Origin of the sequence: Pimelobacter simplex (assembly GCF_900114845.1) — a bacterium.
GTDB lineage: Bacteria > Actinomycetota > Actinomycetes > Propionibacteriales > Nocardioidaceae > Nocardioides > Nocardioides simplex.
Genome location: NZ_FOUK01000004.1, coordinates 394383 through 416724 on the forward strand (window position 1 = coordinate 394383; position 22342 = coordinate 416724).

Sequence of the window (22342 nt, forward strand, 5' to 3'; positions counted from 1 at the left end):
GGTCGTCTCCTCCCCTGGTAGGAGACGCAGTGCCTGCCGTCGTCCGATGTCCCCAGGGGTACCGCGCTCGTAGGTTCGAGCCATGACCTGGACCGAGACCAACCGCCGCTGGCAGGCGCTGCGCGTCGTCGAGGAGCAGCTCCGCACCTCGGTGCACCCGGTGCTGCCGTGGGACGACGAGCTCGCCCTCATCTTCGGCGACCGCGCCGGTCTGGTGGCGGCGCTCCGCTACCGCTGGCGGCTCACGATGAGCACCCAGCTCGACACGCACCTGCCCGAGCACGTCCTCGAGCAGAACCGGCGTGACCTCACCGCGCGCTTCCGCGCCCTGCGCGAGGCACTGGACAACGCGGCCGACGACGAGTTGGGTACGACGCATGCGGTCGCCTGATCTCGCTCGCGCCGCCGACCTGCCGCGCTCGTTCACCGCGTGGGCGCTGGCGCACGGTCTGCAGCGCTCGCTCATCCAGCGCGGTGCCCGCAAGGGCGACCTGATCAGCCGGATGGTGATGGACCCCGCGCTGCGGGTGGACCCGTTCCCGGCGTACGAGGAGCTGCGGGGACGGGGCCCGATCAGCGCCAACGACCTGATCTCGGCCAGCGTCGACCACGCGGTCTGCAACGAGGTGCTGCGCAGCGACGCCTTCGGCACGGCCGGCGGTCAGGGCGAGCTGCCCAAACCGCTGCAGTGGCTGCACCACAAGGTGCTCGACCCCGACACGCTCGGCCCGGTCGACCCGCCGTCCATGCTCGCGGTCGACCCGCCGCTGCACACCCGCTACCGCAAGCAGGTGGCCCGGGCGTTCACCGCCCGCAAGGTCGGCCGGATGGGCGACCGCGTCGAGCAGGTCGCCGCGAGCCTGCTCGACGACCTGGCCGGCGTCGAGGACTTCGACCTCATCGACCGCTACGCCTCGCAGCTGCCGGTGACCGTGATCGCCGACCTGCTCGGCGTCCGCGAGGAGGACCGCGGACGCCTCCTCGAGCTCGGCAACGAGGCCGCGGTGACGCTCGACCCGGGCCTGTCCTGGCGCCAGTTCCGGCGCGCCGAGAGCGCGCTGCGCGAGATGCACACGTGGTTCCGCGGGCACGTCGAGCGGCTGGCCGCCGACCCCGGTGACGACCTGATCAGCCAGCTCACGCTCCTCGAGGGCGACGACAGGCTGACGCCGGTCGAGCTGCACCAGGTCGGCCTGCTCGTCCTGGCCGCCGGCTTCGAAACCACCGTCAACCTGATCGGCAACGCCGTGGCGCTGCTCGACGCGCACCCCGAGCAGCTGCGCTGGCTGCAGGAGAACCCGGACGGCTGGACCAATGCCGTCGACGAGGTGCTGCGCCACCAGTCGCCGGTCCAGCTGACGCTGCGGATCGCGCTGCGCGAGACCGAGGTGGCCGGCAAGCGGTTCGAGCCGGGGCACGGCATCCTGCTCTACCTCGGCGGCGCCAACCGCGACCCGGCCGTCTTCACCGACCCGGCGTCGTTCGACGTCACCCGGGCCAATGCCGACCAGCACATCGGCTTCTCCGCCGGCGTGCACTTCTGCCTCGGCGCGAGCCTGGCCCGGCTCGAGACGGCGGTCGCGCTGCGCGCGCTGTACGAGCGGCACCCGGACCTGCACGTCGCCGGGCGCTCCGAGCGGCGCGGCACCCGCGTGCTGCGCGGCTACGAGCGACTGCCGGTGCGCACCTCGGCGTCCGTCACCGCCTGACCGGCAGTCTCCCCGAACCGCCGCGCGCGCCACCGCCGGGCCGCTAGATTCACCCGGTGAGAGTCTCCTCCCGACTCTCCGGCCTGGTGGGGCGCGCGCCGGCGCCGGAAGGGCCCCCCGAGCTCACCGCCCCCGAGCTCCGCACCCGCCTGCGCCGCGCCCGGGCGCGGGCGCGCCGCCTGCAGGCGGAGCTGGCCGACCTCAGGGCGCGGTACGACGGCCCCTCCCACCAGGCCCAGCTGACCGCCGCCTGGCGCGAGTGGCGCCACGTCCGGACCGCCGGCGGGGTCGAGGAGGGGCGCCAGTTCGACAACAAGCTCGTCTCCTACGCCTTCGCCCAGTCGCACGGCGTGGCCTTCCCCGCGCTGCACGGGCGCTGGGAGTCCCTCGACGACGTCGACCCGGTCGCCCTCGCGGCCGCCCCCGAGTCGGCCTTCCTCAAGGCCGCGCACGGGGCCGCCGCCCTGGGCGTGGTCGCCACCGACGACGCCGCCGAGATCGCCTCCGCCCTGAGCCGCTGGCGGACCCTGGCCCGGCCCACCGAGCTGCGCCTCGACCCGCCGGTGATCGCGCCGCCGTACTTCACCGAGGAGCGGCTGCGCCCCGAGGGCGAGCTGCTGCTCGACATCAAGGTGTTCGCGTTCTACGGCGAGGTCGCCCAGGTGCTGCTGCTGGCCGTGCCGGACTACCGCGACCGCAGCGCCAACCGGATGCGCGTGCTCGGCCCCGACGGCGCCGACCTCGGCCCCGTCGTCACCACCGCCCCCATCGACCCGGACCTGCCCGTCCCCCGCCACCTCGCGGAGATCGTTGACGTCGCCCGCCGGCTCTCGCTCGCGCTGCGCCGTCCCTTCGTGCGCCTCGACTTCTACGACACCGGTGACCGCGCGCTGCTCGGCGAGATCACCCCCATGCCGGGCAACGTGAACCGCTACGTCCGCGCGCACGACGCCTTCCTCGGCGAGCACTGGGAGCGGTCCCGCGGCCGGATGCGCGCCGACGTCGCGGCCGGCCTGGACCCGCGCGTCGTCTGGGGCCCGGGCCCGCGCGAGCTGGTCTTCCGGGACGCCTCGCCGTGGCGGCCGGGCGAGCTCGCGCACCGCTGAGCCTGCCTCAGTCGTCGACGGCCTCGGCGTCGCTGAGGTCCTCGACGCGGACGGGCCGGGAGCCGGCGAAGACCACGCTCACGCCGTACGGGTCGCAGAGCGGGAGGTCGCCCTCCGCGAAGCGCAGGTGCCACTCGTCGGCGTAGAAGTTCGCCTGCGCGCGCTCCAGCGGAAGGTCGGCGGCGGGACGGGCGACCAGGTCGGCCGCCGCGCCGGGGGTGAGTCCGTAGAAGGCGGGATCGGCGGCGAGGTGCGCGTGCAGGTGCTCGATCGCCGCGGCGACGTACGTGTCGACCTCGCGGACCACGCGCGCGACCAGGTCGAGGTCGAGCGTGGTGAGCGGGGCGTCGTCCTCGAGGAGGAGGTTGACCTCGACCGGCTGGTCGAGCAGCGCGCTGTGCGGGAGCGGGGTCGGCTGCCAGAGCGTGGTGGTCACGACGGCCACCCTAGGGATGTGACGGCGAGCACTTTACAACTCCGCCCCTCTTGTCAAACGCCTTTACAAGTCCTACGGTCTTGTCAAACAGCAGGCGATGCCGACTGCGAGGAGGGCACGACGATGACCGGACCGACCATCGGTGCGACGGTTCCCGAGGGATCGACCGAGGAGTGGAAGGACAAGAAGCGCTACCTGTGGCTGCTCGGGCTGATGGTGCCCGGGCTGGGCATCATGGCGGTGGTCGGCTGGCTCTACACCGACTGGGTCTGGCTGCTGCTCGCCGGGCCGCTCCTGGTCAACGTGATCATCCCGGTGCTCGACCTGGCGTTCGGGCTCGACCCGTCGAACCCGCCGGACGACGTCATGGAGGAGCTCGAGAACGACCGCTACTACCGGTGGGTCGTGTTCATGTACATGCCCGCCCAGTTCCTCATCCTCTTCGCGGGCTTCGCCCTCATCGCCGGCATCAACCCCGTCCTGTGGTTCACCGACCTCGTCGGCGCGACCGGCTGGGTCACCGACCACCTCGGCGCCGACGTCGTGCGCTCGATCGACATGGCCTGGTACGAGAAGGTCTTCCTCGCGGTCTCGATCGCCGGCGTCCAGGGCATCGGCATCAACACCGCGCACGAGCTCGGCCACAAGAAGGAGTCCGTCGAGCGCTGGCTGAGCAAGATCGCGCTCGCGCCGACGTTCTACGGCCACTTCTACATCGAACACAACCGGGGTCACCACGTCCGCGTCGCGACCCCGGAGGACCCGGCGTCCAGCCGCCTCGGTGAGTCCTTCTGGGCGTTCTGGCCGCGCACGGTCAGCGGCTCGCTCAAGTCGGCCTGGGAGGTCGAGGCCAAGCGCTACCGCCGCAAGAACACCCACCCGTTCCACCTCGGCAACGACGTCCTCAACGCGTGGCTCATGTCGGTGGTCGTGTACGGCGCCATGTTCGCGCTCTACGGCTGGCAGATCGCGCCCTACGCGCTCATCACGATCGTCTTCGGCTTCTCGCTGCTCGAGATCATCAACTACCTCGAGCACTACGGCATGAAGCGCCAGAAGGTCGGCGCGAAGCAGCGCTACGAGCGGGTGCTGCCGATGCACAGCTGGAACAGCAACAACATCGTCACCAACATCTTCCTGTACCACCTGCAGCGCCACAGCGACCACCACGCGAACCCGACCCGGCGCTACCAGACGCTGCGCGACTTCAAGGAGTCCCCGGCGCTCCCCACCGGCTACGCCGGCATGCTGACCATCGCCCTGTTCCCGCCGCTGTGGCGCCGGGTGATGGACCACCGCGTCGTCCAGCACCTCGACGGCGACGTGACGCTGGCCAACATCCAGCCGGGCAAGGAGGCGAAGTACCTCGCCAAGTTCCCGCCGCCGGCCGACCACGCGGTCAAGTCCGACGACCTCTTCGCGCAGCAGTTCGTGGGCGAGGTCCTCGCCGCCCGGTGCCCCGGCTGCTCCTACGTGTACGACGTCGCCGCCGGTGACGAGCACGAGGGCTTCGCCGCCGGCACCGCCTGGTCCGACATCCCGGACGACTGGTGCTGCCCCGACTGCGGGGTTCGCGAGAAGATCGACTTCATCCCCTTCGACCCCGAGAAGATCGGAGCCTGACGTCGTGAAGATCTCCGTCGACATCGACAAGTGCGAGGGCCTCGGCATGTGCGAGGCCATGGCCAACGACTACTTCGAGGTGGACGAGGACGAGGACAAGGTCGTCATCCTCGACGACAGCCCGGACGAGAGCGAGCGCGGCCACGTGTACGCCGCCGTCCAGGCCTGCCCCGTGCTCGCGCTGACCCTCGAGGGCTGACCGCGCCCATGTCGCTCCTCGCGGGCCGACCCGCGCCGTTCGTCGTGGGAGGGCAGGTGGCTACCCTCGGTGAGGTGGCCACCTCCCCCCTGCGCGAGCGCCTGATCGAGGCCGCGGTGCAGATCACCACCGACTCCGGGTGGGCCAAGGTCACCATGGCCCGGCTCGCCGACGACGTGGGCGTGAGCCGGCAGACGGTCTACAACGAGATCGGCACCAAGACCGACCTCGCCGAGGCCATGGTCATGCGCGAGCTCGACCGCTTCCTCGCCGGCGTGACCCGCTCGTTCGACGAGAACCCCACCGACCTCATCGGCGCCATCCGCGACTCGGCCCGCCGGGTGCTCAAGTACGCCCAGAACAACGCGCTCCTCCACGCCGTCGTCTCCGCCACCCACGGCGCCGACACCGAGCTCCTGCCGCTGCTGACCACCCACTCCGAGTACCTGCTCGAGGGGGCCAAGCAGGTCATCACGGAGCGCGTCGCGTCGTACGACGTCGCCCTGCCGGACCACCGCCTCGACGCCAGCATCGACATGGTCGTCCGCCTCGTCCTGAGCCACGTCATGCAGCCCACGGCCGACCCCGCGCAGACCGGTGACGACATCGCCTGGATCGCAGAACGCGTCCTGCGCTGAGGTGACCCGTACTACCCTCGGGCCAGGGAGGACTGCCGGGAGGACCGGCGGCAGGGAAGGGGCCATGCGGTGCGCGCGACGCCACAGGGCGCTGACGGCTGGGCTGTCGGCGGCCGCCGTCGTGCTCGCGCTCGGCGCCTGCGCCACCCCTGAGAAGGGCACCCCCGAGTCCGACCCGAGCGAGGCCGCCGCCTCCACCACCGCCACCGACCCCCCAGCCGACGACGCGGCCGACCCGGGCCACGCCGTCGCCCCGCCGGGCGACTTCGACGGCACGCTGTTCGGCGACGACCTGCTCGTCGTCTCGCAGGACACGCTGACCGAGGACGAGATCGCGGCGATCACGGGGGTCAAGGTCAACGGCGAGAAGGGCGTCGCCGCCTTCACCCAGCTGTCCTACGGCCAGTTCACGATGCAGAACCGGCTCTTCAACATCGCCGCGGTCGACCCGGCCGGCTACCGCCCCTTCACGGGCAGCGACAACGCCGCCTTCCAGCAGCAGTGGGACCGGATCGCGGGCGGCGAGGTCGCCGTCCTCGAGTCGTTGAAGAAGGAGCTGCCCACCGACGACGACGGCTACCTCACCGTCGACGACCAGCGGATCCACGTCGGTGCCTGGTCCCGCCCCGGCGTCGACGGCGTCGACGCCGTGGTCAACGCCAAGTGGGGTGCCGACCTGGGCCTGCCGCCGCGCAACGCCGTCCTGATCAACACGGGCATCGCCTCGCCGCAGGTCGTGCGCGCCAAGATCGAGAAGGCCGTCGGCGTCAAGACCTACGCCATCAGCAACCTCGACATCGTCGCCCAGCGCGGCCTCGACCTCGACACGTTCCAGAACGTCGTGCCGGTCGGCGCTTTCCGGGACGCGGTCGGGGTCTTCCGGTACACCGCCATCGGTGGCGGCCGGATCGCGCCTGACCCGGCCTGGGTGCGCTCGCACATCGTCAAGGAGGCTGTGCCGATCCTTGGTGTGGTCACGTGCAACAAGTACATGATGCCGCAGCTCAAGGCCGCCCTCCAGGAGGTCGTGAGGCGCGGGCTCGAGAACGAGATCCGTCGCGACCAGTACGCCGGCTGCTACTACCCACGCTTCATCGCCGGGTCGACGCAGCTCTCGAACCACTCCTTCGGGCTGGCCCTCGACCTCAATGTGCCCGGAAATCAGCGCGGCACGGTCGGTGACATGAACCGCGAGGTCGTCGCGATCTTCAAGTACTGGGGCTTTGCGTGGGGCGGTGACTGGGCCTACACGGATCCCATGCACTTCGAGCTGCACAAGATCGTGAATCCGGGCTAAGTCCCCAGTTTGTCCCTTGCCTTGTCTGTACGTGCCGGGCTACCGTGCCGGGACCCTGTTCTCGGCCAAGGGGGAAGTGGTGGCACTCAGCGCGATGGTCCTGGTGGGCGTGCTCTCGGGCGGTTTGATCGCAGGGGTGCCGCCGGTGACCGCTGCCGACGGCAGCGCGGCGCCGCGCTTGGCAGCGGCCACCGACCCGTGCCCGGACCTGTGCAGCTTCGACGTCAGAACCCCGATGGGTGGCGCATCGGCCAACGGCAACGCCGGCGGCCAGGCACGTGGCTGGGGTGACCTCTACTTCTTATCTGCGAAGAAGGTGAGCGTCTTCGTGAAGGTTCGCGACATCTGCAATGCCGCAGGGACGGGCGACGGACTGGGGGCCTATCTCTGGCTGCAGGCGGAAGAAGCAGGGACTGGCTTCAGGAATTTCGCTCTCCAGTACAAGACACCGTTCAAGGATGACAACGGTTGTGGGAACGGCTTCTACCAAGGGAATGCGGCACTGACCGAGGCATACAAGATCGCGCGGGTTCGGTTCAAGATCGTCGAATGTGACTACGACGGCGCGGTCAGGTGCTATGACAGCACCTGGAGCAACTGGAAGAACAACCCGTACGCCTGAGTGCCAAGCTCACCTTCGAACGAGAGCGTCAGCCGATCCGGCAGGCATTGGTCGCCCCCGGCAGCCGGTAGCGGTAGCGCGCGACGATCCGGTAGCCCACCGCCGCGAACGGCCGCACCACCCGCCAGGTCAGCACCCGCCCGGCCCAGCGCCAGGGAGCGCCGCAGGTCAGCAGCGCCTGGGCGACGGCGTCCGCGCCGCTCGCCGTGACCCGGCCGTCGGCGTCCTGCCACTGGACGGCGGAGGTGACCTGCTCCTCGGTGAGGCCGAGGGCGGCGAGGTCGAGGGCCTGCCAGGGGACGATCGCGCAGCTGCCGTGGCGCTCGAGCCACTGCGCGGACTGGGTGCAGAAGCCGCAGTCGCCGTCGTAGATGCAGGTGCCGGCCATGTCCTCAGCCTAGGTCGGTCGGGTGTCGCTCGGGTGCCGGGACGGCCGTGAACTCTGACACCATCGCTGTCACGTTCATGCCATGATCGCCCCATGACGTTCGCGCTGGGTCAGGGAACCGGTCCGCTCAAGGGCCTCAAGGTCGTCGAGATCGCCGGGATCGGGCCCAGCCCGCACGCGTGCATGATCCTGGCCGACCTGGGGGCCGACGTGATCCGGGTCGAGCGCCCGGGGGGCCAGATGCTCACCGGGGGCTCGCACGACCTGCTCAACCGGGGTCGGCCGAGCGTCGCGCTCAACCTCAAGGACGCTGAGGCGGTGGCCACGGTCCTCGACCTGGTCGAGCAGGCCGACGTGCTGGTCGAGGGCATGCGGCCGGGGGTCGCGGAGCGGCTCGGGTTCGGTCCCGAGGAGTGCCACGCGCGCAACCCGCGGCTGGTCTACGGCCGGATGACCGGCTGGGGGCAGGACGGGCCGTGGTCGCAGGCGGCCGGGCACGACATGAACTACATCGCGATCACCGGCACCCTCCACGGCCTGGGTCAGGTCAAGGAGAGGCCGCAGTTCCCGACCAACCTCGTCGGCGACTTCGGCGGCGGGTCGACGTACCTGGTGATCGGCATCCTGGCCGCGGTCTTCGAGGCCAAGGCGTCGGGCCAGGGGCAGGTCGTGGACGCCGCGATCGTCGACGGGACGGCGAACCTCAACGCCATGACGTCCGCCTTCCTCGCCGGCGGCGGGTTCAAGGAGGAGCGGGCGGCGAACCTGCTCGACGGCGGCGCGCCGTACTACGACATCTACGAGACCGCCGACGGCGAGCACATGTCGGTCGGCGCGCTGGAGCCGCAGTTCTACGACCTCTTCGTCGAGCTGCTCGGCATCAAGGACACCGCGCCCGACCGCTGGGACCTCGCCCAGACCGACGCGCTGCGCGAGCTCATCGCGTCGACGTTCAAGCAGCGCACCCGCGACGAGTGGTGCGCGGTCTTCGACGGCACCGACGCCTGCGTCGCGCCGGTCCTGAGGATGAGCGAGGCGCAGCACCACCCGCACATCAAGGGCCGCGAGATCTTCGTCGAGCACGAGGGCATCGTCCAGCCGCAGCCGGCGCCGCGCTTCTCCCGCACGAAGGCGACGCTGTCGCACCCGCCGGCCGCTGGCGCCGGCGTCCACACCCGCGAGGCGCTCACCGCGTGGGGCGTCAAGGACGTCGACGGGCTCATCGAGCGCGGCGCTGCGGTGCAGATCACGCCGTGACCAGGGCCCGGGATTGAGGGGTCACGGCTCCGAACCCCTAGGCTGGATGCACCGATCCGGCCAGTCTTGCCCCGGATCCCGGCGCTCCGCTCGCGGTGGCGCCCCTCATCTGAGGCACCGCTCCACCGCCCGTCGCCGACGGGCAGCACGGCGAGACGCCCATGAGGGGAACGCGCCGACCCGTGCTGCGGTCCCCGGAGAGAACCACGTGACCACCACCTTCGCCGAGCTCGGCGTGCCCACCGACCTGCTCGCCGTCCTGACGGCCGACCAGATCACCATCCCCACCCCCATCCAGGCGGCGACGCTGCCGGACTCGCTGGCCGGACGCGACGTTCTCGGCCGCGGTCGCACGGGGTCGGGCAAGACCTATGCCTTCGGGCTGCCGCTCGTCGCCCGCCTCGCGGCCGACGGCCGCCGTCGTCCCGCCCCCAAGCGGCCCCGCGCGCTCGTGCTCGCGCCGACCCGGGAGCTCGCCTCCCAGATCGCCGCGACCGTCGCGCCGCTGGCCAAGGCCGTCGGCCTCAGCACCACCACCGTCTTCGGTGGCGTCGGCCAGGGCCCGCAGGTCAACGCGCTGCGCAACGGCGTCGACATCCTCATCGCCTGCCCCGGCCGGCTCGAGGACCTCATCGGGCAGGGCTTCTGCAGCCTGGCCGACGTCCAGGTGACCGTGCTCGACGAGGCCGACCACATGGCCGACCTCGGCTTCCTGCCCGCCGTGCGGCGCCTGCTCGACCAGACCCCCAAGGGTGGCCAGCGGATGCTCTTCTCCGCCACCCTCGACGGCGCGATCAACGTGCTCGTCAAGCGCTTCCTCGACAACCCGGCCGTCCATGAGGCCGACTCGGCGCAGTCGCCGGTCGCCAAGATGGACCACCACGTCCTCCACGTCGAGCGCGAGCAGCGCCTCCCCGTGCTGCTCGACCTGGTCAGCGCGCCGGGCCGCACCGTCGTCTTCACCCGCACCAAGCACGGCGCCAAGGCGCTCGCCCGCCAGCTCAACAAGAACGGCGTGCCCGCGGTCGACCTGCACGGCAACCTCAGCCAGGGCGCCCGCACCCGCAACATGGACGCCTTCCACAGCGGAACGGCCACCACCCTCGTCGCCACCGACATCGCGGCCCGCGGCATCCACGTCGACGACGTCTCGCTCGTCGTCCACGCCGACCCGCCGGCCGAGCACAAGGCCTACCTGCACCGCTCCGGCCGGACGGCGCGCGCCGGTGCCGCCGGCACGGTCATCACCCTGATGACCAGCGACCAGCGCCGCGACGTCAGCGACCTCACCCGCGCGGCCGGCATCAAGCCGACCACCACGCGGGTCCAGGGCCCCGACCACCCGGTGCTCCAGGACCTCGCCCCCGGCGAGCGCACGCGGCCCGGCGGCATCGACCTCACCCCGGCCACGCCCCAGGGCGGCGGCAAGGGCGGCAGTGGCGGCGGCAACGGGGGCGGCGGCGGTCGCAACCGCAACCGCCGCTCGGGCGCCAAGCCCGCGGCCAAGGCCGGCGCCGGTGCCAAGACCTCCGGCGGCGCCAAGACCTCGGGTGCGCCCAAGGCGAGCGGCGGCGGCCAGGGCGGCAACCGCAACCGGCGTCGTCGTGGCGCCGGTGGTGCTGGTGGGTCCGGTGGGTCCGGCGGCGGCCACAGCGCCGCCAGCTTCAGCGGCCGGCGCTGAGCACGCGCGGCAGTTTCACCGCCTAGGCGGTGAAACTGCCCCTGGGCGCACGGAACTCCGTGCGCCCAGGACCAGTTTCGTACGCCGAGTCCGCGCGATCAGCGCACCCGCCGCGGCTGCCGTGCCGCCCGCGCGACGGCCGCCTCGTACGCCGTCACGAGCCCGCCGACCGACAGCGGCTTGAGCCGCTCCATGATCTCGCGGAAGTGCTCGGACTTGTCGTTGTCGTACAGCGGCGCCAGCTGGTCGTTGATGACGGCGTACAGCTCCTCGGCCATCTGCTGGCCGTGCTCCTGGTAGACCTTTGCGGCGGCGACGGCGACGTCGCGCGGGAAGCCCAGCTCCAGCAGTCGCACGCCGATGGCGAGCTGGTTGCTCGCCACGAGGTACGCCGACCCGCGCAGCCGGATCACGCCCAGCGCCTGGAGCGTGGCGACGTCGTCGTCCGACAGTGCCCGCCCGGCCTTCTTCTGCAGCTGGGCCGCGTCCATCTCGACCGGGAGGTCGGACTGCCAGGGCGCGAGCATCGTGCGCGCCAGGGCGATGTCCTCGGGGGAGGCGTCGTCCGGGATGCCGGCGACGTAGCGCTCGATCGCGGACAGCGTGAAGCCGTGGCTCTGCAGCTCGAGGACCAGCTCGATCCGGGCCACGTGCACGGCGGAGTAGTAGCCCGACCGGCCGCGCCGGATCGGCGGCGGCACCAGCCCCCGGGACGTGTAGAAGCGCACCGTGCGCACCGACAGCCCGACCCGGGCGGTGAGCTCCTCCAGGGTGAGCAGCGTGTCCGCCGGTGCGTCGTGGGTCACACCGTCCCCTGGGCCCTCGCTCTTGACCATGACAGTAATAGTGTCACAATCGTCCTCAGAGACACCGCCGAGAAACGCAGAGAACAAGGACGGTCATGGCAGAAGCATTCGTGTACGACCACCTCCGCACGCCGCGCGGGCGCGGCAAGGCCAACGGCTCCCTCCACGAGGTGAAGCCGATCGACCTCGCGGTCGGCCTCCTCGACGCCGTCAAGGAGCGCAACCCCGGTCTCGACGCGAACCGCGTCGACGACGTGATCCTCGGCGTCGTCTCGCCGATCGGCGACCAGGGCGGCGACATCGCCAAGTCCGCCGCCATCGCGGCCGGCTACCCCGACACCGTCGCGGGCGTCCAGCTCAACCGCTTCTGCGCCTCCGGGCTCGAGGCCGTCAACCAGGCCGCCGGCCGGGTCCGCGGTGGCTTCGAGGACCTCATCATCGCCGGTGGCGTCGAGTCCATGAGCCGCGTCCCGATGGGCTCCGACGGCGGCGCCTGGGCCTCCGACCCGGCCACCGCGTTCAAGGCGGGCTTCGTGCCGCAGGGCATCGGTGCCGACCTCATCGCCACGATCGAGGGCTGGAGCCGCGAGGACGTCGACGCCTACGCCGCCGAGTCCCACCACCGCGCCGCCAAGGCGCAGGCCAACGGCTACTTCGACGGCGCCATCGTGCCGGTCAAGGACATCAGCGGCCTCACCGTGCTCGACCGTGACGAGACCGTCCGTCCCGGCACCTCGGTCGAGGGCCTGGCCGGCCTCAAGCCGTCATTCGCCCAGCTCGGCGCCGACGCCGGCTTCGACGACGTGGCGCTCGAGAAGTACCACTGGCTCGAGAAGATCAACCACGTCCACCACGCCGGCAACTCGTCGGGCATCGTCGACGGCGCCGCGCTCACCCTGATCGGCAACGAGCAGGTCGGCAAGGACCTCGGCCTCACCCCGCGCGCCCGCGTCCTCGCGACCGCGGTCTCCGGTGCCGACCCGATCATCATGCTGACCGGCCCCGCCCCGGCGGCCCGCAAGGCGCTGGCCAAGGCCGGCCTCGAGGTCGGCGACATCGACCTGTTCGAGATCAACGAGGCGTTCGCCGCCGTCGCCATGCGGTTCATGCGCGACATGGGCATCGGCCCCGACATCACCAACGTCAACGGCGGCGCGATCGCCATGGGTCACCCGCTCGGCGCGACCGGCGCGATGATCCTCGGCACCCTCATCGACGAGCTCGAGCGGCGCGACCTGCGCCGCGGCCTCGCCACGCTCTGCGTCGGCGGCGGCATGGGCATCGCCACCATCGTCGAGCGCGTCTGAGCGCCCCTCCCTCGTACCTCTCGAACTCAAGGAACGACATTGAGCACCGACACCCAGACCGCAGTGCGCTACGAGCGTGACGCCGACGGCATCGTCACCCTGACCCTCGACGACCCCAACCAGAGCGCCAACACCATGAACGAGCTCTACCGCGCCTCCATGGCGGCCGCGGTCGAGCGCCTCTACGACGAGCAGGACGACGTCACCGGCGTCGTCATCGCCTCCGCCAAGAAGACCTTCTTCGCCGGCGGCGACCTCAAGCTCATGGTGCAGACCACCAAGGAGAACGCGGGCGACGTCTTCGCCCAGTGCGAGAGCATCAAGGCCGCGCTGCGCCGCCTCGAGCTCTTCCCCAAGCCGGTCGTGGCCGCCATCAACGGCGCCGCGCTCGGCGGTGGCTACGAGATCACCCTCGCCACCCAGCGCCGGATCGCCGTCGCCGGCTCCTACAAGGTCGGCCTGCCCGAGGCGAGCCTCGGCCTGCTGCCCGGCGGTGGCGGCGTCACCCGCACCGTGCGCAAGTTCGGCCTGCAGACCGCGCTGATGGACGTCCTGCTCCAGGGCACCCAGTTCGGCATCGACGCCGCGCTCGCCAAGGGCATCGTCGACGAGGTCGTCGCGACCCAGGACGAGCTGATCCCCGCCGCGAAGGCGTGGATCAAGGCCAACCCCGAGGCCGCGCTCTCCCCGTGGGACGCCCCCGGCTACAAGATGCCCGGCGGCACCCCGAAGTCCCCGGCCCTGGCCGGCTTCCTGCCCGCCTTCCCGGCGCTGCTGCGCAAGCAGACCAAGGGCGCCGTCTACCCCGCCGCCCGGGCGATCCTGTCCGCGGCCGTCGAGGGTGCGCAGGTCGACTTCGACACCGCCTCGCGGATCGAGTCGCGCTACCTCACCAACCTGGTCGTCAACCAGAGCTCGAAGAACATGATCCAGGCGTTCTTCTTCGACCTGCAGGCGATCAACTCCGGCTCGCTGCGCCCGCAGGGCATCGAGCCCTTCAAGGCCACCAAGGTCGGCGTCCTCGGCGCGGGCATGATGGGCGCGGGCATCGCCTACGTCTGCGCGCGCGCCGGCATGGACGTCGTCCTCAAGGACGTCGCCCTCGAGAACGCCGAGAAGGGCAAGGCCTACAGCGAGGGCATCAACACCAAGGCGATCTCGCGCGGCAAGCTCACCGAGGAGAAGTCGCAGGCGCTGCTCGACCGGATCACCCCCACCGCCGACCCTGCCGACCTCGCCGGCTGCGACCTCGTCATCGAGGCCGTCTTCGAGGACCCGGCCCTCAAGGCCAAGGTGTTCGCCGAGATCCTGCCGCACGTCAACCCTGACGCGCTGCTGTGCTCCAACACCTCGACCCTGCCGATCTCCGGCCTGGCCGAGGGCATCGAGGACGCGTCGAAGCGCCCGCAGTTCATCGGTCTGCACTTCTTCTCGCCCGTCGACAAGATGCCGCTGGTCGAGATCATCGCCGGCAAGGAGACCTCCGACGAGGCGCTCGCGAAGGCCTACGACGTCGTCCTGCAGATCCGGAAGACGCCGATCGTCGTCAACGACAGCCGCGGCTTCTACACCTCGCGCGTCATCGGCTACATGGTCAACGAGGGCATGGCGATGCTCGCCGAGGGCGTGGCGCCGTACACGATCGAGCGGGCGACCACCTCGGCCGGCTACCCGGCCCCGGTGCTGCAGCTCTCCGACGAGCTCAACCTCGAGCTGATGGCCAAGATCGCCAAGGCGACCGCCGACGCCAACCCCGACCTGCCGGTGCACCCGGGCCAGGCCGTGGTCACCAAGATGCTCGAGGCGGGTCGCGCGGGTCGCCTGCGCGGCGCCGGCTTCTACGACTACGAGGACGGCAAGCGCGGCTCCATCTGGGCCGGTCTCGCCGACCTGTTCCCCGTGGCCGAGGAGCAGCCCGACATCCAGGACGTCCGCGACCGGATGCTCTTCGCCGAGGCGCTCGAGACCGCGAAGTGCTTCGAGGAGAACGTCATCACCTCGGCCGCCGCGGCCAACATCGGCTCGATCATGGGAATCGGCTTCCCGCCGATGACCGGTGGCGCCGCGCAGTTCATGACCGGCTACGAGGACAAGGCGACCGGCGAGGTCGGACTCAACGCGTTCCTCAAGCGGGCCGACGAGCTGGCCGCGAAGTACGGCGACCGCTTCGCGGCGACGCCGTGGCTGCGCGAGCTGGCGGCTTCGGGTGGGTCGTTCCCGGCCTGATCGTGGGCTGATCCAGCGCTGAACCAAGAGGGAGTTTCGCCGGTCGACCGGCGAAACTCCCTCTTGTCGTACGAAACTCCCGCCTCCCCCTCACCCCCATCCCGGTACCTTTCCGGCATGGAACGGCCGCGCCGCACGGTGCTCAGGGTGATCGCGGCGAGCCTGCTCGGGCTCGCGCTGCTCACCGGCGTGGGCGTGGTCGCCGTCTACAACAGTTGGAACGGCAACCTCGAGCACCCCGACGTCGTCGGCAAGAACCGCCCGACGAAGAAGACCAAGGCGCTCAACATCCTGGTGATGGGCACCGACACCCGCGACTGCGCGGGCTGCGGGATCGACAGCGAGGCCGGGGGCGGGCTGTCCGACACGACGATCCTGTTCCACCTCTCGGCCGACCGGACGTTCGCCTACGGCATCTCGATCCCGCGCGACACCGCGGTGCTGCGGCCGGCCTGCTACCGGGCCGACGGCAGCGAGATCCCCGCCGGGACGACGTACGAGAAGTGGAACGAGGCCTACAAGGTCGGGGGCCCCGGGTGCACCCGTCAGCAGCTCGAGCAGCTCACCGGGATCCCGGTCGACAGGTTCGTCGTCGTCGACTTCAGCCAGTTCAAGGACATGGTCGACGCGCTCGACGGCGTCGAGATCTGCGTGCCGCAGGAGATCGACGACACCACCGGCAACATCCACCTCGACGCCGGCACCCGGGAGGTCGACGGCGACGAGGCGCTGGACTACGCCCGGGTCCGGTACGGCGTCAGCGGCGGCATCGATCCCTACCGGACGCGGCGCCAGCAGGCGCTGATGGGCGCCATGATCGACAAGGCGCTCACCGGCGGGATGCTCGCCCGGCCTGATCGGATCGTCAGCTTCGTCGACGCCGCGACGACCGAGCTGCAGACCGACTTCAAGTCCGTCGCCCAGATGGCGAAGGTGGCCACGAGTGCCAAGGGCATCGACGCCGACGACATCAAGTTCATCACCACGCCGTGGACGCTCGACACCGACAAGGTCAGCGGCGGGGTCGAGTGGCTGCCGTCGGTCGAGCGGCTGTGGCCGCTGGTGATCGACGACCGGCCGCTCACCCGGGAGTTCCTGGCCGGCTCGATCAGCGCGGGCCGGCCGCCGTCGGACCAGCCGTCCGACCAGCCGTCGGGTACGCCGTCCGTGGCGCCCACCGCGCAGCCCGGCGGGCAGCCGTCGGGTGGCGGGCTGTCGCCCGAGGAGCGGGACAAGGCGGGGCTCTGCTCCTGAGTCCCGGGACCACTCAGGACCTTGGGCCCGGAGCCGATGCCACCGGTATGAGCAGCGGCGGTGTCGAGGTGACCGGCCTGCGCGTCCGGTTCGGCCCGGTCGAGGCGGTCGCGGGCGTGGACCTGCGGGTCGAGCCGGGCCAGGCGCTGGCGCTGCTCGGGCGCAACGGCGCGGGCAAGTCGACGACGATGCGGGTGCTCGCGGGCGTGGTGCCGCCGAGTGCCGGCACCGCGCGCGTCGCCGGGTACGACGTCCGCGCGGCGCCGCTCGAGGCCAAGCGCATGGTCGGCTACTGCCCGGACGTCGGCGGCCTGGTGCCGCGGGCGACGCCCTGGGAGCACCTCCAGCTGAGTGCCCGGCTGCGCCGGCTCACCGGCTGGGAGGAGCGGGGCCGGCTGCTCCTGGAGCAGCTCGACCTGGGAGGCGTCGCGCACCGGGTCACGGCCGGCTTCAGCCACGGGATGAGCCGGCGGCTGAGCGTCGTCCTCGCGGCGCTGCACGAGCCCGCGGTGCTGCTCCTCGACGAGCCGTTCGACGGGGTCGACCCGATCGGCGTCGAGGCGACCTTCGGCGTGATCGAGGACGCCCGGGCGCGCGGCGCCGCCGTCCTGGTGTCGACGCACCTGCGTGACCTCGCGGTGCAGGTCTGTGCCGAGGTCGCGGTGCTGCGCGGCGGGACCCGGACGGCGACCGTCCCCGCCGGTTTCATGAGCGGCGACGAGGGCGCCCGTGCGTACCGCGCTCTCCTGGCCTGAGCTGAGCCGGTCGCTGGCCGACCTGCGGCACCTGCTCTGGTTCCGCGCCGCGACCGTACGACGTCCGCGGGCCGTCGTGCTCGCGCTGGCCGCGCTGACCGGGGTCACGGTCGCCGCGGCGACGCTGCCGGCCGCGGCGCCGAGCCCGGCCGAGCTGGACGGGTGGGTCCGGCCGGCGCTGGCAGCCATCGTGGTGGCCGCGGTCGGCGCGGCGGTGGCGGCCGGGGGCGGCCGCGAGCTGCTCGCCCGCGACCCGGCCGCCGTCCACCCGATCGCCCCGGTCACCGACCACCTCGGCGCGCTGGTGCTGGCGCCGTTGAGCGCCGGCTGGCTGATCCAGGCCTGGGCCCTGCTCGCCCTGGCGGCCGCGTCGGCGGGCCCCGCCGCCCAGCCGGTAGCGCTGGCCTGGCTGCTCGCCGTGACCGCGCTGGCCCAGGCCGTGGGCTGGGCCGCCGAGTGGCTGCGCCGGCGCCGGCTCCCGGCCGGGCTCGCGCTGCCGCTGGCCGGTGCGGGCCTCGCGCCGACCGCGCCGGTGGCCGCGGTGCTCGTCGACGGCTCCGCCGCCGGGCGCGGGCTCACCGCGGCCGCGCTGCTGCTCGCGGCCGGCGTCCTGGCCGCCCTCGGCGGGATCCTGGCCGTGGCGGCCGCGCGGCGCGCCCCGCGCGACGAGGTGCGCCGCGAGACCCGGCTCCACCCCGCGCGTCCGACGCCCGCCTCGGACCTCGCGATGGTCCGCCGGATCGACCGGGCGTCGGTGTGGCGCAGTGTCCCGCTGCGCCGCGGCAGCCTCTTCCTCGGTGTGGCGCCCGGCGCGGCGGCGCTGGCCGGCGGCCTGGACTGGTCGATGCTCGTGCTCGTGCCCGGCCTGGTGGCCTCCGGCTGCGTGCTGCTCTTCGGCGTGAACCTGTGGTGCCTCGACGGCCGCGGCCTGCTCTGGCGGGAGTCGCTGCCCGTGCCGCCGCGCACCGTCGTCGCCGCCCGGGTGTGGGTCCTGGCCGAGGTCCTGCTCGGGGGCGGTCTGCTGACGCTCGTCCTGGGATCGCTGCGCGCCGGGCGCCCGACCGGACCGGAGGCGCTGGCCGTCGTCCTCGCGCTGGCGGCGGTGGTCGGCCAGGCCGTCTCCGCGGCGCTGCGCTGGTCGGCCGCGCACCCCCACGCGGTCGACCTCCGCTCCGCGCGGGCCACCCCGGCGCCGCCGCTGGCGATGGTCGGCTACTCGATCCGGCTCGCCGTCGCGACGACGCTGACCGGGCTCCTGCTCGGCGGTCTCTGCGTGGCCGGCCGGGTCGACCTGCTGCTGGCGGCGGCAGCCGTGCTGCTCACGGTCTCGGCGGTCCGGATCGTGCGGGCCGCGCGCCGCTGGGCCGATCCCGTACGACGCGCGGCCGTGGTCGCCGTCGTCGCGGCCTAGGTGACCAGCCCCTCGGTCACCAGCGCCGCGCCGCCCAGGTAGCCCGCGAGCAGCGCCCGGGCGACCGCGCGAAGGTCGGCGTCGCTGGGCAGGAAGGTCGCGGTGTGCAGGGAGGCGTCGGTCTCGCTGCCGACGAACATCATGGTCGCCGGCATCCGCTCGGAGAAGAACGAGAAGTCGTCGGCGCCGAGCGAGCGCAGGTCGGTCGAGACCGGCATGCCCTGCGCGTTGAGCTGGGTGGCGACGACCTCGACCAGGCGCGGGTCGTTCTCGAGGACCGGCTCGCCGTGGGTGATCCGGACCTCGGCCTCGCAGTCGTGGGCGCGAGCGATGTTCTCGGAGACGGAGACGATCCGCTCGTGCAGGAGCGCCCGGGTCTCGGACGACAGTGCGCGGATGGTGCCGGTGGCCCGGGCGAAGTCCGGGACGACGTTCGCGGCCTGGCCGGCCTGGAACGACGAGACGCCGACGACGGCCGAGCGCATCGGGTCGACCGAGCGGCTGACCACGCTCTGGAGCGCGACGACGGTCTCGGCGAGCGCGAGCAGCGGGTCGTCGGCCAGGTGCGGGTAGGCCGCGTGCCCGGACTCGCCGCGCACCACGATCTCGAACTCGTCGGACGACGCGTTGACCCCGCCCGGCACGCAGGCGACGACGCCGGCGGGCAGGGCCGGCTGGATGTGCGCGCCGATCATGACGACGCACTCCTCGGCGTCGAGGACGCCGTGCTCGGCGATGTCCTTGGCGCCCGAGGGGTAGGTCTCCTCGCGCGGCTGGAGCACGACGAGCAGTGGCACCGGCACGCCCGCGTCGTGGATCGTCCGGGCGACCGCGACGAGCGCGGCCAGGTGGACGTCGTGACCGCAGGCGTGCATCACGCCCGGGTTCTGCGAGGACCAGGGGACGCCGGTCGCCTCGGTGACCGGCAGCGCGTCCATCTCGCCGCGGACGCCGACGCAGGGCCCGGGGCCGCCGATCCGGAGCACCGCGCCGGTCTCGGCGACCTTGACCGGCGTCGACGTCCCGGGCAGCGCCTGGAGCACGAGGTCCCGGGTGAGGGACTCGTCGCCGGAGAGGTCCGGCTGCCGGTGCAGCGCCTGGCGCAGCACGGCGGCGTCGGCGAGATGGCTGTCGAGGACGGCCCAGAGGTCAGCCACGACGGCCTCCGTAGACCCGCTCGGCGTTGTCGCGCCCGACCAGGGTGGCGACCCGGACGGCGTCCGCGACCGACCACTCGCCGGCGTCGACCCAGCGGGAGAGCACCTCGGTCATCCCGCGGCGCCAGAGCACGGCGCCGAGCAGGTGCAGCTCGGAGGGACCCCAGGCGTCGGAGGAGTAGAGGACCTTGCCGAACGGCGCCAGCTCGAGCGACTCGGCGAGCACGGTGGGGGAGGCGGCGCCGGTGTAGTTCACCGCGAGGCCGACGTCGAGGTAGACGTGCGGGAACGCCTGGGCCAGGAAGCCCGCCTGGCGCTGGAAGGGGTAGCAGTGCAGCAGCAGGACGTCGCTGCCCGACGGCTCGACCAGGCGCAGCCAGTCGGCGAGCAGCAGCGGGTCGCAGCGGCGCAGGTCGAGGTCGGGGTCGCCGAAGCCGGCGTGCAGCTGCAGCGGCAGGCCGGTGTCGACGCCGTGCCAGAGCAGCATCCGCAGCAGCACCGGGTGGTCGACGCGGGGGACGACGGTCTCGTCCTCGAGCGCGGCGAGCCAGTGCGACGCGGCCTCCCGGACCTCCTCGGGCGTGGGCCGGGTCGGGTCGAAATCGAAGCCGTGCCGGTAGGCGATGACCGACTTGAGGCCGGCGGCGCCGGTGGTGGCGCTCGCGAGGGCGGTCAGGAAGCGCTCCTCGAGCCCAGCGGCGTCGCCGTCGCGGGCGACCGACTCGAGCACGGTCTCGAGGCGGACGATCTCCTCGACGGACGCACCGGGGACCCGGGCGCCGAAGTCGTCGAGGCTCACCAGCGCGTCGCCGCGGAAGCCGGTGTCGATCAGCCAGCGCTCGACGCCGGCCGCGCCGAGCAGGCGCCGGTCGACCTCGTCGGTGGGGAGTGCGGCGCGCGCGGCGACGTAGTCCCCGATGGGGGCGTGCGGGTCGAGGCCGAGCAGCGGCGCGCAGTGCCGTCGTACGGCGAACGCGACCTGGCTGTCGAAGGGGGAGGTGCCGGCGGCGGCCGGGCGGTCGGACTCGGTGAGCAGGTCGCCGAGCTCGGCCAGTCCGACGGGTGCCGCGAGCGCGGAGTGGACGTGGTGGTCGACCAGGCGCAGCGCGCCGATCGCCTCGGCCAGCGCCGCGGTGGCGCCGGAGGGCTCAGTAGACATCGGCGAACCTCGCGCAGCGCTCGACGTCCGACAGGTCGGCGACGGCGGCCAGCTCGGCCCGCTTGACGGCGACGTGGGTGTCGAGCAGGTCGGGGTGGAACCAGCCGGTGACGACAGGGTCGGCGGCCAGGTCGTCGAGGGCCGCGGAGAGGTCCTTGGGCAGCAGCGGGACGCCGGCCAGCTCGTCCTCGGTGACCGTCTCGGGCCAGATGGTGGGCTCGGGCAGCTCGCCGGTGAGCCCGGCCAGGCCGGCCCGGATCAGCACGCCGAGGGTGAGCCACGGGTTGGCCGTCGCGTCGGCGGCGCGGAACTCCAGGTTGTACTGGCGCGCGGGGTCGCCACCGCCGACCGTGCTGGTCGGGCAGATGCGCAGCAGCGCCTCGCGGTTGCGCTCGGCGAGGAAGACGCCGCCGGCGCTCCACCGGTGCGGGGTGAGCCGCAGGTAGGACACCGGGCTGGGCGCGGTGAAGGCGAGCAGCGCCTGGGCGTGGGCGAGGATGCCCGCGGCGAAGCGCCGGCCGACCTCGCTCAGCGCGGCCGGGGCCGACGGGTCGTAGAGGGCGGGCGCGCCGTCGGCGGTCTGCAGCGAGAGGTGGACGTGGACGCCGTTGCCGCTGCCGTCGGGGTGGGTGAGCGGCGCGAAGGTGACGGAGCGCCCGTGCCGGCGGGCCAGGTCGCGGACGAGCTCCTTGACCAGCACGGCGCGGTCGGCCGCGACCAGCCCGGGCGCGGGCTCGAGGGTGACCTCGAACTGGTCGGCGCCGAACTCGGGCAGCCAGTTCTCCGGCTGCAGGCCGGTCGCGGCCAGCAGCGCGACGAGCTCGGAGCCGAAGGGCTCGATGCTGCGGTGCCGGGCGAAGGAGAAGGGAGCGGTCGTGGGCAGGCCCTCGACCATGAACTCGTGCTCGAAGGACGCGGTGACCTCGAGCCCGGTCGCCGTCCGGAGGTCGTCGAGGGCCTGCCGGGCGAACGTGCGCGGGCAGCACGCCCACGGCGTGCCGTCGGGCTGGGTCTGGTCGGCGAGCACCAGCGACACCGCCGGGTCGTCGCCGCGCGCGGGGATCTCGACCCGGGTGCCGGCGTCGGGCATCAGCTTGAGGTCGCCGGTGGAGCCGAAGACGTTGGGGGCGATCGCGCCGAAGGCGGTGATCGCGAGGTCCGCGGGGACCCAGCCGACGCCGCGCTGGAGGACGGAGTCCGCGGCGGCCGCGGGCACCGAGCGTCCGCGCAGCTGGCCGGCGAGGTCGCTGGTCGCGACGAAGAGCGTCTGGTCGGGGGTCATCGTCCACCTTCTCGGTCGGGAGCAGGCAC

The 22342-nt window shown here is 72.6% G+C and carries 21 protein-coding genes; 15 read left to right on the forward strand and 6 right to left on the reverse strand.

What is annotated here, in order from left to right; genetic code table 11:
- Window positions 1-82 precede the first annotated feature (82 nt).
- The 3 genes from BM223_RS18735 to BM223_RS18745 are packed head-to-tail and all read left to right on the forward strand — an operon-like array spanning window position 83 to window position 2815.
- Window positions 83-391, forward strand: coding sequence for a hypothetical protein (locus BM223_RS18735; RefSeq protein WP_038675886.1), 309 nt, complete (start codon window positions 83-85; stop codon window positions 389-391).
- Window positions 378-1709, forward strand: a complete 1332-nt coding sequence (locus BM223_RS18740) for a cytochrome P450 (RefSeq protein ID WP_052138080.1) — start codon at window positions 378-380, stop codon at window positions 1707-1709. The genes BM223_RS18735 and BM223_RS18740 overlap by 14 nt, the downstream gene beginning before the upstream one ends.
- A 56-nt stretch (window positions 1710-1765) precedes the next feature.
- Entirely contained in the window at window positions 1766-2815 is a 1050-nt protein-coding gene (locus tag BM223_RS18745) for an ATP-grasp fold amidoligase family protein (RefSeq protein ID WP_158510146.1), read from the forward strand.
- A 7-nt stretch (window positions 2816-2822) separates the two neighbouring features.
- Here BM223_RS18745 and BM223_RS18750 read toward each other — a convergent pair whose 3' ends face one another.
- Window positions 2823-3251: a hypothetical protein gene (locus tag BM223_RS18750; RefSeq protein WP_141267423.1), complete on the reverse strand. Its 429-nt coding sequence runs from the start codon at window positions 3249-3251 to the stop codon at window positions 2823-2825.
- 123 nt (window positions 3252-3374) lie between these two features.
- Here BM223_RS18750 and BM223_RS30200 point away from each other — a divergent pair, with 123 nt between their 5' ends.
- From BM223_RS30200 to BM223_RS18775, 5 genes are all read left to right on the forward strand, one after another.
- Complete coding sequence (locus BM223_RS30200) at window positions 3375-4874, forward strand: fatty acid desaturase (RefSeq protein ID WP_038675890.1); 1500 nt, start codon at window positions 3375-3377, stop codon at window positions 4872-4874.
- A 4-nt stretch (window positions 4875-4878) separates the two neighbouring features.
- Entirely contained in the window at window positions 4879-5073 is a 195-nt protein-coding gene (locus tag BM223_RS18760; RefSeq protein WP_038675891.1) for a ferredoxin, read from the forward strand.
- A 74-nt stretch (window positions 5074-5147) separates the two neighbouring features.
- Window positions 5148-5711 (forward strand): TetR/AcrR family transcriptional regulator, encoded by a 564-nt coding sequence (locus BM223_RS18765; protein ID WP_038683050.1) that lies wholly within the window; start codon window positions 5148-5150, stop codon window positions 5709-5711.
- A 64-nt stretch (window positions 5712-5775) separates the two neighbouring features.
- On the forward strand, window positions 5776-7008 hold the full coding sequence (locus BM223_RS18770; protein WP_052138082.1) for a M15 family metallopeptidase: 1233 nt from the start codon (window positions 5776-5778) through the stop codon (window positions 7006-7008).
- A gap of 79 nt (window positions 7009-7087) precedes the next feature.
- Entirely contained in the window at window positions 7088-7630 is a 543-nt protein-coding gene (locus BM223_RS18775) for a hypothetical protein (protein ID WP_141267422.1), read from the forward strand.
- A 28-nt stretch (window positions 7631-7658) separates the two neighbouring features.
- Here the strand turns inward: BM223_RS18775 and BM223_RS18780 are convergent, their stop codons facing one another.
- On the reverse strand, window positions 7659-8018 hold the full coding sequence (locus tag BM223_RS18780) for a thiol-disulfide oxidoreductase DCC family protein (RefSeq protein ID WP_038675895.1): 360 nt from the start codon (window positions 8016-8018) through the stop codon (window positions 7659-7661).
- A 93-nt stretch (window positions 8019-8111) separates the two neighbouring features.
- Between BM223_RS18780 and BM223_RS18785 the strand changes: the two genes are divergently transcribed.
- Both BM223_RS18785 and BM223_RS18790 read left to right on the forward strand, forming a co-directional pair.
- On the forward strand, window positions 8112-9275 hold the full coding sequence (locus tag BM223_RS18785) for a CaiB/BaiF CoA transferase family protein (RefSeq protein WP_038675896.1): 1164 nt from the start codon (window positions 8112-8114) through the stop codon (window positions 9273-9275).
- A 208-nt stretch (window positions 9276-9483) separates the two neighbouring features.
- Complete coding sequence (locus tag BM223_RS18790) at window positions 9484-10956, forward strand: DEAD/DEAH box helicase (protein ID WP_038675898.1); 1473 nt, start codon at window positions 9484-9486, stop codon at window positions 10954-10956.
- Between the two features lie 98 nt (window positions 10957-11054).
- Here the strand turns inward: BM223_RS18790 and BM223_RS18795 are convergent, their stop codons facing one another.
- On the reverse strand, window positions 11055-11762 hold the full coding sequence (locus BM223_RS18795; RefSeq protein WP_038683054.1) for a MerR family transcriptional regulator: 708 nt from the start codon (window positions 11760-11762) through the stop codon (window positions 11055-11057).
- A 95-nt stretch (window positions 11763-11857) separates the two neighbouring features.
- Here BM223_RS18795 and BM223_RS18800 point away from each other — a divergent pair, with 95 nt between their 5' ends.
- From BM223_RS18800 to BM223_RS29145, 5 genes are all read left to right on the forward strand, one after another.
- Window positions 11858-13069 carry an acetyl-CoA C-acetyltransferase gene (locus tag BM223_RS18800; protein ID WP_038675901.1) on the forward strand — a complete coding sequence of 404 codons (1212 nt, stop codon included), beginning with the start codon at window positions 11858-11860 and terminating at the stop codon, window positions 13067-13069.
- A gap of 39 nt (window positions 13070-13108) precedes the next feature.
- Window positions 13109-15295 (forward strand): 3-hydroxyacyl-CoA dehydrogenase NAD-binding domain-containing protein, encoded by a 2187-nt coding sequence (locus BM223_RS18805; protein WP_235319092.1) that lies wholly within the window; start codon window positions 13109-13111, stop codon window positions 15293-15295.
- A 117-nt stretch (window positions 15296-15412) separates the two neighbouring features.
- Window positions 15413-16549, forward strand: a complete 1137-nt coding sequence (locus tag BM223_RS18810; RefSeq protein ID WP_082003483.1) for an LCP family protein — start codon at window positions 15413-15415, stop codon at window positions 16547-16549.
- A gap of 47 nt (window positions 16550-16596) precedes the next feature.
- Window positions 16597-17304: an ABC transporter ATP-binding protein gene (locus BM223_RS18815; protein WP_038675904.1), complete on the forward strand. Its 708-nt coding sequence runs from the start codon at window positions 16597-16599 to the stop codon at window positions 17302-17304.
- Window positions 17279-18715 carry a hypothetical protein gene (locus tag BM223_RS29145; protein WP_038675905.1) on the forward strand — a complete coding sequence of 479 codons (1437 nt, stop codon included), beginning with the start codon at window positions 17279-17281 and terminating at the stop codon, window positions 18713-18715. Before BM223_RS18815 ends, BM223_RS29145 begins: the two co-directional genes overlap by 26 nt.
- Here the strand turns inward: BM223_RS29145 and BM223_RS18825 are convergent.
- From BM223_RS18825 to BM223_RS18835, 3 genes are read right to left on the reverse strand one after another with little or no spacing between them, the layout of a single operon-like run.
- Entirely contained in the window at window positions 18712-19872 is a 1161-nt protein-coding gene (locus BM223_RS18825) for a M20 metallopeptidase family protein (protein WP_038675908.1), read from the reverse strand. The two genes, BM223_RS29145 and BM223_RS18825, sit on opposite strands and share 4 nt — an antisense overlap.
- On the reverse strand, window positions 19865-21031 hold the full coding sequence (locus BM223_RS18830) for an amidohydrolase family protein (protein ID WP_038675910.1): 1167 nt from the start codon (window positions 21029-21031) through the stop codon (window positions 19865-19867). The genes BM223_RS18825 and BM223_RS18830 overlap by 8 nt, the downstream gene beginning before the upstream one ends.
- Window positions 21021-22313 carry a glutamine synthetase family protein gene (locus tag BM223_RS18835; RefSeq protein WP_038675911.1) on the reverse strand — a complete coding sequence of 431 codons (1293 nt, stop codon included), beginning with the start codon at window positions 22311-22313 and terminating at the stop codon, window positions 21021-21023. Before BM223_RS18835 ends, BM223_RS18830 begins: the two co-directional genes overlap by 11 nt.
- Between the last annotated feature and the right edge of the window lie 29 nt (window positions 22314-22342).

Coding starts and splice junctions, on each gene's coding strand:
- BM223_RS18735 (WP_038675886.1), top strand. CDS start 83: ATGACCTGGACCGAGACCAACCGCCGCTGGCAGGCGCTGCGCGTCGTC.
- BM223_RS18740 (WP_052138080.1), top strand. CDS start 378: ATGCGGTCGCCTGATCTCGCTCGCGCCGCCGACCTGCCGCGCTCGTTC.
- BM223_RS30200 (WP_038675890.1), top strand. CDS start 3,375: ATGACCGGACCGACCATCGGTGCGACGGTTCCCGAGGGATCGACCGAG.
- BM223_RS18770 (WP_052138082.1), top strand. CDS start 5,776: ATGCGGTGCGCGCGACGCCACAGGGCGCTGACGGCTGGGCTGTCGGCG.
- BM223_RS18780 (WP_038675895.1), bottom strand. CDS start 8,018: ATGGCCGGCACCTGCATCTACGACGGCGACTGCGGCTTCTGCACCCAG.
- BM223_RS18785 (WP_038675896.1), top strand. CDS start 8,112: ATGACGTTCGCGCTGGGTCAGGGAACCGGTCCGCTCAAGGGCCTCAAG.
- BM223_RS18800 (WP_038675901.1), top strand. CDS start 11,858: ATGGCAGAAGCATTCGTGTACGACCACCTCCGCACGCCGCGCGGGCGC.
- BM223_RS18810 (WP_082003483.1), top strand. CDS start 15,413: ATGGAACGGCCGCGCCGCACGGTGCTCAGGGTGATCGCGGCGAGCCTG.
- BM223_RS18815 (WP_038675904.1), top strand. CDS start 16,597: ATGAGCAGCGGCGGTGTCGAGGTGACCGGCCTGCGCGTCCGGTTCGGC.
- BM223_RS18830 (WP_038675910.1), bottom strand. CDS start 21,031: ATGTCTACTGAGCCCTCCGGCGCCACCGCGGCGCTGGCCGAGGCGATC.
- BM223_RS18835 (WP_038675911.1), bottom strand. CDS start 22,313: ATGACCCCCGACCAGACGCTCTTCGTCGCGACCAGCGACCTCGCCGGC.